Source organism: Faecalibacterium langellae (assembly GCF_002549775.1).
In the GTDB taxonomy this organism is placed as follows: domain Bacteria; phylum Bacillota; class Clostridia; order Oscillospirales; family Ruminococcaceae; genus Faecalibacterium; species Faecalibacterium langellae.
On the sequence record NZ_NMTR01000021.1, the window covers coordinates 271,629 to 283,500 of the forward strand.

Genomic DNA, 11,872 nt, shown 5'->3' on the forward strand with positions numbered 1-11,872 from the left:
TGCGCTAAAGGATTTTTTGTGTTGCGCCGATTTAAAGTCGCTGCGCGACGACCGCAGGCCGACAGCAACATATGCCGTTTGCCGTTACGACCCCTCCTGTGAAAAAGTAAATCAGAAAAATCCGCAGATTTTTCTGATTTACAAATTAAAAATAAAATTTCCGCTGAATATGGCCAGAGCGGAGCGGCGGCCATTTTAAATGGTCAGGCGCTTCCTCTTGCTCAAAAGCGGCAAATGCGCTATACTATAAACACAACAACTGCACCGGTTTTCCGGTGAGAAGTGAGGGATAACATCATGAAAGTGATTCTCAAGCAGGATATCAAGGGCATTGGCAAGAAGGACGAGATCCATGAGGTCTCGGACGGCTACGCCCGCAACTATCTGTTCCCGCGCAAGCTGGCTGCTGTGGCAGATGCCAGCGCTGTGAATGTCGCCCGCAGCAAGGAAGCTGCTGCCGATTTCCACGAGGCCGAGACCGTGGCCGCTGCCAAGGCTCTGGCTGCAAAGATCGAGGGCAAGACCGTGACCATCAAGGCCAAGGGCGGTGCCTCCGGCCGCCTGCATGGCAAGGTCACCGGCAAGGAAGTTGCCGAAGCTCTGGCTGTGCTGGCCGGTGCTCCCATCGACAAAAAGAAGATCGAGCTGGAGACCAAGGACATCAAGGATGCCGGCGTGTTCAACGGCAAGGTCCGTCTGCACGTTGGTGTGGTCGCTTCTTTCAAGATCATGGTGGAAGTGGAACAGGCCTGATCTATGTGCCATCTGCGCCCCCTCAAAGCAGGGGGCGCTTTTTGGCTTTTCAGCGAAATGATGCAAAAGGATAAACTACCATGCCGAACGAACGACGTTATTCCAATGAACTGAATCTGGAGAGTGTGGGCATCAACCTGCCCTACAACATGCAGGCGGAGCAGAGCGTGCTGGGCGCGGTGCTGCTCAAGCCGGAAACGCTGACCGATCTGGTGGAGATCATCAAGCCGGAAATGTTCTACACCCGGCAGAATGCGCAGATCTGGTCGGAGATGCTGCGCCTGTTCACCAGCGACCAGACCATCGACTTTGTTACCCTGCTGGACGCCGTCATCTCGGACGGCGTATTTGCCAGCGCCGACGAAGCAAAAGTGTACCTGACCGGCCTTGCCGAGACGGTGCCAAGCATCTCCAACGTGAAGGCCTATGCCCAGATCGTGCAGGAGAAATATCTGGTGCGCCAGCTGATGGGCGTGGCGAAGGACATCCTGCAGGACGCGGGCGATGAGCCGGACGCAGACCTTCTGCTGGAAAACGCCGAACAGCGCATCTATGAAATTCGCTCCGGCCGTGATTCCAGCGCCCTGACGCCGCTTTCTTCCAGCATGGTGGAAACGCTGACGAATCTGCAGAAAATCAGCGGCCCGGATGCCGACAAGTACAAAGGCATCCCCACCGGCTTCCGCCTGCTGGACACGGTGCTCACCGGCCTTGGCCGCGGCGACCTGATCATTCTGGCAGCCCGCCCCGGCATGGGCAAGACCAGTTTCGCGCTGAACATCGCCACCCGCGTGGCCATGCAGCAAAAGGTGCCCGTGGCCATCTTCAGCCTCGAAATGACCAAGGAACAGCTGACGAACCGTATCCTCTCGGCAGAAGCCGGCATCGACAGTCAGGCGTTCCGCACCGGTGCCCTGCGGGCTGAGGACTGGGAGTATCTGGCCCTCGCCACCGAAAAACTGCACGATGCACCAATCTATATGGACGACACCTCCGGCATCACCATCACCGAGATGAAGGCGAAGATCCGCCGGGTGAATCAGGACCCCTCCCGCCCCAACGTGGGCCTGATCGTCATCGACTATCTGCAGCTGATGACCACCGGCCAGCGCAGCGAGAACCGCGTGCAGGAGATCAGCTCCATCACCCGAAACCTCAAGATCATGGCCAAGGAAATGAATGTGCCCATCATCGCGCTTTCCCAGCTGTCCCGTGCGGTGGAAAAGCAGGGCAACAACTCCAGCCACCGGCCCCAGCTGTCCGACCTGCGCGACTCCGGTTCCATCGAGCAGGACGCCGACTGCGTTCTGTTCCTGTACCGCGATTCCTACTACGCCAGCCAGAACCCGGATGGTGCCGAGGTGGATGCCGATACCGCCGAGTGCATCGTGGCCAAAAACCGCCACGGCGAGACCAGCACGGTGCCGCTGGGCTGGGATGGTGCCCACACCCGCTTTATGGATGTGGACTTCAAACGCTGATGACAAACGAAGAAATTCTTGCGCAGGTGCGCGGATACTTCCTGCGGGAAGGGCTGCTGACGCCCGGCACACCGCTGCGTTTGGCGGCGGCGGTGTCCGGCGGGGCCGACAGCATGGCACTGCTGCTGATTTTACGGCAGCTGCAGCCGGAGTTCGGCTATGAACTTTCGGCCTGCCATGTGAACCACGGCCTGCGGGGCGAGACGGCAGACCGGGACGAAGCCTTTGTGCGGGACGCCTGCGCCCGGCTGGGCGTGCCACTGCGGGTGTTCCACGCGGCCGAGCTGGCCGACGAGATGGGCCTGCCGCCGGAACACGCGGGCGAGGACTGGGCCCGCCGTCTGCGTTATGCCTGCTTTGCGCGTTTGTGCAAAGAGGGGATAGACGCCGTTGCAACGGCCCATACTGCAAATGACCAGGCCGAGACCCTGCTGCTGCGGCTGGCCCGGGGCACCGGGCTGCACGGCGCGGCGGGCATCCGGCCAAAACGCGGGTGCTACCTGCGGCCGCTGCTGGAACTGACCCGGGCCGACACGGAAGCCTTCTGCCGCGCGGCCGGGCAGCCGTGGATGACCGACGAGACCAACGAAACCGACGCCTACGCCCGCAACCGGGTGCGCCGCACGGCACTGCCCGCCCTGCAGAGCACGAACACTGCGGCAGTGGAGAACCTTGCCCGCTTCTGCGAGAAAGCCGCCCGGGCGGATGCGTACTTTTATAAGAAGGCAGACGCGCTGCTTTCTGCGGCGGCGCAGGCCGCTGCCCGGGCAGAGCACCTGCCTTCCGGGGCGCGGGCTGCACGAACGGATGGCCAGCCCGTGTGGCGGCTGGAACCTCTTGTGGCGGCCGACGAGCTGGTACTGGAAGCCGCCCTGCACACGCTGGTGGCCCCGGAGCGGGACGCCGAGGAAAAATACATCCGCCTGCTGTGCGGTCTTGTGCGGCGCGGCAGCGGTGCAGTGCAGCTGACGGAGCGGGTGCGCTTCTGCGCCGGGAACGGGCTTTTCTGGCGGGAAGAACAGCCCCGGGCGGCTGCCCCGGAAACGCCGGAAACACAGCCTTTCTGCCCCGAAAAACAGGCCGAATACCTGTGGCCGGGGGCCGGAAAGGTGACGGCAAAGGTTTTTCCGGCCAATTTTGAAGAAAAAATACAAGTCGTTCATAAAAAAGACTTAAAAAATCGGGCGGATTATGCTAGAATAACTACGTTATACACTAGCCTTGTGCTGCGCAGCCGTCTGCCGGGCGACCGGTTCCGGCCTGCCGGGCGGGGCGTGAGCAAGGAACTGCGCAAATGGATGAACGAGGCGGGGGTCCCTGCCCGGCTGCGGGACACCCTGCCGCTGCTGGCAGACGGCAGCAATGTGCTGTGGGTCTGCGGGGCGGGCTTTGCCGAAGGCCTTGCGCCGGATGCGGAAAGCAAGTGGCTCCTGCAGCTGGAAACAGACGTGGAATTATGGGAGGAACAATGTCATGAGCATGCACGATGATATCAAGACCGTATTGGTCAGCGAAGAAGAACTGAAAGCAAAAGTGGCACAGCTGGGTGCACAGATCAGCAAGGATTACGAGGGCAAAAATCTGGTGCTGGTGTCCATCCTGAAGGGCTCGGTGGTCTTCATGGCCGACCTGATGCGCGCCGTGAGCATCCCCTGCAGCATCGACTTCATGGTGGTGTCCAGCTACGGCGGCAGCAACACCACCACCAGCGGCCTTGTGAAGATCATCAAGGACCTGGACGGCGATCTGTCCGGCAAGGACGTGCTGATCGTGGAGGACATCCTCGACACCGGCGTCACCCTGTCGAACCTGGTGCCCATGCTCAAGATGCGCAACCCGAACTCGGTGAAGATCTGCACCATTCTGGATAAGCCCAGCCGCCGCAAGGCCGCCATTCAGCCCGACTACGAGGGCTTCCAGGTGCCGGACGAGTTCGTGGTGGGCTATGGCCTGGACTACGACGAGAAATACCGCAACCTGCCTTATGTGGGCGTGCTGAAGCCTGAAATCTACGAGAAGTGAGCTTCTCTCACAATAATTCATCCAAGAACTGGAGTTGATTTTTTTGCAATCCAAAAGACCCCGTTTGAACCCGCTGGTGCTGGCGCTTGCGCTGGCCGCGGTGCTGATGGTGTGGTCGGTGCTGGGCGGCACCGGCAGCTCTGCCAGCTCGTCTGTGGAATATTCCACGGTGGTGCATTACTTTGAAAGCCTGCAGGTGACAAAGTTCTCGCTGGACCTGAACACCGGCGTCATCACCATGAACATCAAAGAAGGCGGCAAAAATGACCTGCCCCTGCCGGACACCACCGCCCAGAGCACCACGCAGGCCACCGGCGGCCTGCTGAGCGGTATGCTGTCCTCCTCCTCGGAGTCCGAAAGCGCTGAGAAGAACAGCGACGGCACCGTGACCATGCGCTACAAGCTGCCCTATGCTTCGATGTTCGTCAAGTATGTGGGCGACTACATCGAGGAATACGATGCGGCAAACCCCGACGCCCCGATGGAGTACGACTACACCCCCGTCAAGGAGAGCATCCCCTGGATGGAGATCCTGTTCTATCTGGGTATGCTGGGCTGCACCGGCTTCCTGCTGTTCTCCATGATGCGCGGCGGCGCGGGCGGCGGCGGCATCATGAATGTCGGCAAGGCCAAGGTGAAGGACGAGCACGAGAACAAAAAGACCGCCACCTTTGCCGACGTTGCCGGTGAGGACGAGGAAAAGGAAGAACTGAAGGAAGTCGTCGAATTCCTCAAGAGCCCGGACAAGTTCAATTCTCTGGGTGCCCGCATCCCCCACGGTGTGCTGCTGGTGGGCCCTCCGGGCACCGGCAAGACCCTGCTGGCCCGTGCCTGTGCCGGTGAGGCCGGCGTGCCCTTCTATTCCATCTCCGGTTCCGACTTCGTGGAGATGTACGTCGGCGTGGGCGCATCCCGTGTGCGTGACCTGTTCGACAAGGCAAAAAAGACGATGCCCTGCATCATTTTCATTGATGAGATCGACGCGGTGGGCCGCCAGCGCGGCGCAGGTCTTGGCGGCGGCCACGACGAGCGCGAGCAGACGCTGAACCAGCTGCTGGTGGAGATGGACGGCTTTGAGGCCAACGACGGCGTCATCGTCATGGCTGCCACCAACCGTGCCGACATTCTGGATAAGGCACTGCTGCGTCCCGGCCGCTTCGACCGCCAGGTCTATGTGGGCCTGCCGGACGTAAAGGGCCGCGAGGAAATTCTGAAAGTTCATACGAAGAATAAGCCTCTGGCCCCGGATGTGAGCCTGAAGGTCATCGCACAGCGCACCGCAGGCTTTGCGGGCGCAGACCTTGAGAACCTCGTCAACGAGGCTGCTCTGCTGGCTGCACGCCGCAGCCGCAAGGCCATCACCATGGAGGACATTGAGGAAGCGTCCATGAAGGTTATGGCCGGCCCGGAGAAAAAGAGCCGCGTCGTCACCCCCGAGGAAAAGAAGCTCACGGCTTATCACGAAGCAGGCCACGCTGTGGCAGGCTTCTACTGCAAGCATCACCCCCGCGTGCACGAGATCACCATTATCCCCCGCGGCCAGGCAGGCGGCTACACCATGTATCTGCCTGAAAAGGACCGCAGCTATGTGACCAAGGGCGAGATGTTTGAGGACATCGTTTCCAGCTTGGGCGGCCGCGTGGCTGAGCAGCTGATTTTGGATGACATCTCCACCGGTGCCTCCAACGACCTGCAGCAGGCCACCAACATTGCCCGCCAGATGATCACCAAGTACGGCTTCTCCGAGCGGCTGGGCCCCGTGGTCTACGGCACCTCCCAGGAGGAGACCTTCCTGGGCCGTGATCTGGGCCAGGGCAAGGGCTACAGCGAAACCACCGCTGCTGAGATCGACGGCGAGATGCGCGATATCATCGACGAAGCTTACGAGACCTGCCGCCGCACCCTGACCGAGCACATCGACCAGCTGCATGCACTGGCCAAGGCCCTGATGGAGCGCGAGAAGCTCAACGAGCAGGAGTTCAACACCGTGATGGCGGGCGGCACCCTGCCCCCGCGTGAGGGCGACGCCCCGGAGCAGCCTGCCCAGACCGTGACGGCTGCCCCGGTGGAGACCGCCGAGCCCGCAGAGCAGGCCGAACAGGCCGAGACTGCCGAGGCGGCTCAGCCCGCCGAGACTGCCCCGGAGACGCCTGCAGCCCCTGCACCGGAAGCCGATGCAGACAAGCCGCAGGAGTGATCCCGGCAACCAACGAAAGGAGCGAGTGTCGTGGAGGAAAATTTTGATCTGGTCGCACGGACGCGCGCAAATTATTATACCCCCGGCAGCCCGGTGCAGTTCGTCTGCGTGGAGCTGCTCAAGGGGGACGTCAGCGGTGAACACGCCGTCTGTCTGACCTTCAAGAACATTTCCAAAGTAACCCTGACCGCACTGGAGATCCACTTCAAGTGCAAGGGCGTGGATGGCGTGATCCTGTGTGAGGACCAGTTCGAGTACCGGGATCTGGAAGTGAAGCCCGGTGAGCTGTTCGGCCAGGACGATGCCGTGTTCGTCACCGCGAAGGCCATCACCAGTGTGGATGTCTCGCTGTGCAACGTGTACAACGGCAAGCGGGTGGTGCACCTGGACGCCATCAAGCGTGTGCGTCTGCCCGCACCCCGCCGCCTGCCCCCGGAGCTGCAGAAGGCGCTGGAAGCCCGCATGAACCGCAGTGAGCTGAAATATCAGCCGCAGGTGTTCGAGAACGGCTGGTACTGCGCCTGCGGTGCCTTCCACCCGAAGGAGGAAGACACCGTCTACTGCTCGGAGTGCGGCTGTGACCGCATCCTGCTGCAGAATGCGCTGAACACCCTGCTGCAGCCGGAAGCCCCGGCAAAGGCCGAACCGGCCCCGGCAAAGCCCCTGCACGCTGCCGCAGCAGGCGAGGAGCCCACCCGCGTGGTGAACAGCTTCCGCCCGGCAGCGTCCATCGGGGAGGAACCCACCCGGATCGTGCCTGCGGCGCACACCGCACCGGAACCGCAGCCGCAGGCGGCAGAAGAACACACCCGTGTTCTGGACGCCGAGACCCGCACGCGGTTCCCGGGCAAGGCTGTGCATACGGAGCCGGACGAGGGCACCCGCGTGATGCCCGCACCCGCCCGCCGCGCTGTGCCGGAACCGCCGCAGCCGGTGGAGGAGGACGAGGAAGATTACGAAGACGAGCGCGACGGCGTGGCCGAAGCGCTGATCCGCTGGGTGCCGCCCATCACCGCCATCATCTGTGCGGCCGTGGCCCTGTGCGGCTTCGTCTATTACCAGTTCCTGCTGTAAGATAAGACCCCGGCGGAGAAGGCTGCAAAGTCTTCTCCGCCTTTTGCGTATCAGAAAGAGAGGATGACCCCTTATGGCCGAACAAGCACTGCAGGCAGCATTTGAGATCAAGACCGCCTGCGACGAGATCAGCCGCCGCCTGCTGCGCTGGCACTGGGAGCACAAGCCCGGCAGCCACAGCCTGGGCGCATTGCTGGATCACATTGCCCAGCGCCGCCAGGAGAGCCCGGAATACTACGACCGCATGCCGGACCTTTCCGGCAAGAACAGCTGGCAGCAGCTGGACACCACCGTCTGTATGCGGGTGTTGCTGGACCCGGAGACGGATGTGGACAAGCCCCTGGACCTGCTGGGCAACACCGAGCACCCGGGTGCGGCCCGCCGCGCCTGCAACGCGGTGCGCACCGCCCGCAACGAGGCGGCCCATGCCGCCGACCGCACGGATGCCGCGCAGGCTGCCATTCTGTTCAACGAGGCGATCGAAAGCCTGGAGGAGGGCTATGCGGGCACCGCCCTGCGCGAGAACGAGCTGGCGCGGTATTACCGCCAGGCCGAGGAATATCTGGCCCGCTGCGGGGCAAAGGAGCCGGTGGCTTCGGCCCGCCCGGCAGCCGAGGAGGAAAAGCCTGCCCGCAGCCCGCAGCGCACGGCAGGGCGTACATCCCGGAGCGGCAGCCGCACCCGCAGCGAGGGCAGCGCCAAAGGCGGCACCCGCCCGAAGAACGGCACGGGCCGCAAATGTGCTGCCGACCAGAAAAAGGCCCGCCGCGCAAAGGAGAACAAGACCGTCCTCGCGGTGGTGCTGGTGGTCGTGGCGCTGGGACTGCTGGCACGCGCCTTTGCCATGGGCCTTGTGTGAGCCGACGGTTTTGCACAAACAGGCGGTTTTGCCGGATGCAAGGGTACGATGTTTGGACAAAGTACCCAGAAAAATAAAGGTGCCGCCCGGAGAAAACCGGGAAAGCGCACCTTGCAGGAACCGTGAAGGCGTTTTATAATAAAGATGAAAACGTTTACACACAACCATGCATCCCAAACGAGAGAAAGTAACCGCAGCTATGACCATCAGTGATATTGCAAAAATGGCGGGCGTGTCCAGCGCGGCGGTCAGCCGCTACCTGAACGGCGGCCCGCTCAGTGAACAGAAACGCACGGCTATCCGTGAAGTTGTGGAAAAGACCGGCTACCACCCGGATTCTGCCGCCCAGACCCTGCGCACCGGCCGGGTGCACCAGGTGGGCGTCATCGCGCCCAGCATCGGCTCCCAGTCGGTGGGGCAGATCACGGCGGGCATCGCCGGGGAACTGGGCGCCCAGAACTATCTGCTGCTGCTGGGCAACACCGAGCTGGACCCCCAGCGGGAGCTGGGCTATCTGGCCGCCATGCAGCGCAACCATGTGGCGGGCATCATCCTGCTGGGCAGCTATTACAGCCCGCAGCTGGCCCTGGCGCTGAAAAACTGCCGCGTGCCGGTGGTGGTCACAGGCCAGCGCTTCCCGGAGGTGGCCTGCGTGTACAACGACGACCGCAGCGCCGCCCGGGAGCTGGCCCAGCGGATGCTGGAGCGCGGCCGCAGGCACATCGTGTACATCGGAGGCACCGAGCGGGACCAGGCCACCGGCGTGCAGCGCCGCGAGGGCGTGCAGGACGCGCTGAACGCAGCCGGGCTGGATGGCGACGCACTGCCGCGCATCTGCTGCACGGCCTTCACGATGGAAGAAGGCGAGCGCTGCATGAAGGAACTGCTGGCCTGCTGCCCGGCGCTGGACGGTGTGGTCTGCGTGACCGACACGGTGGCGTTTGGTGCCATGCGTGCCCTCAAGCAGGCGGGCCGGAAGATCGTCGCGGACGTGAGCCTGGCCGGGATCGGCGACAGCTGGGCCGGCAGCGTGACCGAGCCGGGGCTGACCACCGTGCAGTTCTACCAGAAGCAGGTGGGCGAGGAAGCCGCCCGGATGCTGCTGCAGATGCTGGAGGAAAAGGAGCCCGGCGGCCCGGTGCGTCAGGTGACGCTGGGCTACCGGGTGGTGGAGCGCGGCTCCATCTGAACAAGGAGAGGTATGGAACAAAAGCTGATTTTTCTGGATATCGACGGCACCCTGCTGCCGCCGGGCGACATGCTGGTGCCGGAGAGCACCCTGCAGTCGCTGTACCGCGCCAAGGCGAACGGCCACAAGCTGTTCCTCTGCACCGGCCGCAATTACCGCATGACCGAACCGCTGCTGCGCCACGACTGCTTTGCAGGTGCGGTGTGCAGCGCAGGCGGCTATGTGCTGTGCGACGGCAAAGTGCTGGTGGATATCCCCATGGAGCCGCAGCAGGCCGCCGGAGTGCGGGCTGCGCTGGAACGCCACGGCGTGGAATGCACACTGGAAGCCCGGGACACTACCTTTGGCGGGGCCAAAATGGCCGAGCGGTGGAGTTTTATCCACAAAAACGACGGGGCGATGAACAGCGAAGCCGAGCGCTGGCGCAAGGCCATGGAGGATGGCATGTCCATCACGCCGGTGGAGCAGTACAGGGGCGAACCGCTGTATAAGATCGTGTTCATCGCCGACCACGAGAGCGACCTTGCCGAAGCAAAGCAGCTTTACGGCGACCAGTTCGTGTTCTGCGAGAGCAAGCTGGACAGCCTGACCGATGGCTTTGTGAACGGCGAACTCATCAACCGCAAGTTCGATAAGGGCACCGGCATCAAGGCCATCTGCGACCATCTGGGCTGCACGCTGGCCGATACCATCGGCTTTGGCGACAGCGACAACGACCTGCAGATGACCGATGTGGCCGGCATCAGCGTGTGCATGGGCAACGGCTCCGAGACCCTGAAACAGCGCTGCGACCGCATTGCACCCTCGGTGTACGAGGACGGCATCACGAAAGAATTCGAAGCGCTGGGCCTGATCTGAGGACAAACAAAAAGGCTGCGACACGGGCAAAAGCCTGTGCCGCAGCCTTTTTTGCTGTGCAGGGGTTTTCCAAATGGGGAAATCGTGCTAAAATAAAACCGAAAACGCAAAAACGGAGGAGAAAACAAGATGCATCCTGTTCTGGAAGTGTGTGTGGACAGCACCGCCAGCGCGCTGGCGGCAAAGCGCGGCGGTGCCGACCGGCTGGAGCTGTGCGCCGACCTGATCGTGGGCGGCACGACGCCCAGCCTGCCGTTGCTGCGCCAGATCAAAGCCGAGACAGGCCTGCCGGTGCGGGCCCTGCTGCGGCCCCGCTTCGGCGATTTCTGCTACGATCACTGGGAGCTGGCCCAGATGGAGCAGAGCGCGGCAGAGCTGGTGGAAGCCGGTGCAGACGGCATCGTGACCGGTGTGCTCACCCCGGAAGGCGAACTGGACGTGGACGCCCTGCGGCCCATCTATGCGGCGGCACGCCGGGCAGCTGAAAAGGCGGGCCGCCCGGTGGACTGCACCCTGCATCGGGCCTTTGACGTCTGCCGGGACCCTTTTGCGGCATTGGAAGCGGCAAAGGCTCTGGGACTTGCCACCATCCTCACCAGCGGGCAGGCGGCCAGTGCACCGGAGGGCGCGGAACTGCTGCGGCAGCTGGTGGCGCGGGCGGGGGACAGCATCGAGATTTTGGCGGGGGCAGGCGTCTCGGCCCGGAACATCCCGGCGCTGGCTGCGCAGACCGGTGCCCGGGCCTTCCACCTCTCTGGCAAGCAGGTGCTGGAAAGCCGCATGACCTTCCGGCGCGAGGGCGTGCCCATGGGGCTGCCCGGCTTCTCGGAGTTTGAGGTGTGGCAGACCAGTGAGCAGAACATCCGCGCCGCGCGGCAGGCGCTGGACACCCTTTGAAACGATTGCAAAACGAAAGCGCTCTCCCACGGGAAACCCCGGCGGGAGAGCGCTTTTTTATGATGATGAACTTGAAGGGAAATGGCTTAGTAGTGCAGGTCGTTGCCGGTCAGTGCTTCCAGCACCGGCAGCATGGCGGCTGCCTCGGCCTTGGCGGCGGGCAGGTCCATGTCGCGGTAGTTGCCGCACTCCACCTCGCTGGCACCGGGCACATCGCCCTCAAATGCGGCCATGAAGCGGAAGGACTCCACCGTCAGCTCCAGCGCCTGTGCCGGGGTCAGGCCGCGGGTCAGCAGGTAAAAACCGGTGCGGCAGCCCATGGGGCCGACGTAGATGACGCCGTCCTTGAAGGCACTGTTGCGCGCATAGGTGGCAAACAGGTGTTCCAGCGTGTGGGCTGCGCCGGTGGTCAGGTAATCGCCCTGGTTGGGCTTTTTCATGCGGATGTCCCAGGTGAGCACATCGCCGTCCTGACGGCTCAGATACATGCCGCGGTCCAGTTTGGTATGGTCAACACAGAAGCTTGCAATGCGTTCCATGAG

The 11,872-nt window shown here is 62.8% G+C and carries 11 protein-coding genes; 10 read left to right on the forward strand and 1 reads right to left on the reverse strand.

Annotated elements, in window-relative coordinates:
- The first annotated feature begins 297 nt into the window (after window positions 1-297).
- From rplI to CGS49_RS09895, 10 genes are all read left to right on the forward strand, one after another.
- On the forward strand, window positions 298-753 hold the full coding sequence (gene rplI / locus CGS49_RS09850; RefSeq protein WP_097801664.1) for a 50S ribosomal protein L9: 456 nt from the start codon (window positions 298-300) through the stop codon (window positions 751-753).
- An 80-nt stretch (window positions 754-833) separates the two neighbouring features.
- On the forward strand, window positions 834-2,234 hold the full coding sequence (gene dnaB / locus CGS49_RS09855; protein WP_097801665.1) for a replicative DNA helicase: 1,401 nt from the start codon (window positions 834-836) through the stop codon (window positions 2,232-2,234).
- Entirely contained in the window at window positions 2,234-3,724 is a 1,491-nt protein-coding gene (gene tilS / locus CGS49_RS09860; RefSeq protein WP_097801666.1) for a tRNA lysidine(34) synthetase TilS, read from the forward strand. The genes dnaB and tilS overlap by 1 nt, the downstream gene beginning before the upstream one ends.
- On the forward strand, window positions 3,708-4,256 hold the full coding sequence (hpt, locus tag CGS49_RS09865; RefSeq protein WP_097801667.1) for a hypoxanthine phosphoribosyltransferase: 549 nt from the start codon (window positions 3,708-3,710) through the stop codon (window positions 4,254-4,256). The genes tilS and hpt overlap by 17 nt, the downstream gene beginning before the upstream one ends.
- Window positions 4,257-4,290: 34 nt before the next feature.
- Window positions 4,291-6,453, forward strand: coding sequence for an ATP-dependent zinc metalloprotease FtsH (gene ftsH, locus CGS49_RS09870; protein WP_097801668.1), 2,163 nt, complete (start codon window positions 4,291-4,293; stop codon window positions 6,451-6,453).
- Between the two features lie 30 nt (window positions 6,454-6,483).
- Window positions 6,484-7,527, forward strand: a complete 1,044-nt coding sequence (locus CGS49_RS09875) for a hypothetical protein (protein WP_097801669.1) — start codon at window positions 6,484-6,486, stop codon at window positions 7,525-7,527.
- Between the two features lie 73 nt (window positions 7,528-7,600).
- A complete protein-coding gene (locus CGS49_RS09880; protein ID WP_097801670.1) occupies window positions 7,601-8,386 on the forward strand; it encodes a hypothetical protein in 786 nt (261 codons plus the stop codon).
- Between the two features lie 199 nt (window positions 8,387-8,585).
- A complete protein-coding gene (locus CGS49_RS09885) occupies window positions 8,586-9,575 on the forward strand; it encodes a LacI family DNA-binding transcriptional regulator (RefSeq protein ID WP_097801671.1) in 990 nt (329 codons plus the stop codon).
- Between the two features lie 12 nt (window positions 9,576-9,587).
- Entirely contained in the window at window positions 9,588-10,433 is an 846-nt protein-coding gene (locus tag CGS49_RS09890) for an HAD family hydrolase (RefSeq protein WP_097801672.1), read from the forward strand.
- Window positions 10,434-10,562: 129 nt separating this feature from the next.
- Window positions 10,563-11,330 carry a copper homeostasis protein CutC gene (locus CGS49_RS09895; protein ID WP_097801673.1) on the forward strand — a complete coding sequence of 256 codons (768 nt, stop codon included), beginning with the start codon at window positions 10,563-10,565 and terminating at the stop codon, window positions 11,328-11,330.
- Between the two features lie 86 nt (window positions 11,331-11,416).
- Here the strand turns inward: CGS49_RS09895 and CGS49_RS09900 are convergent, their stop codons facing one another.
- Window positions 11,417-11,869: an S-ribosylhomocysteine lyase gene (locus tag CGS49_RS09900; RefSeq protein ID WP_097801674.1), complete on the reverse strand. Its 453-nt coding sequence runs from the start codon at window positions 11,867-11,869 to the stop codon at window positions 11,417-11,419.
- Window positions 11,870-11,872 lie beyond the last annotated feature (3 nt).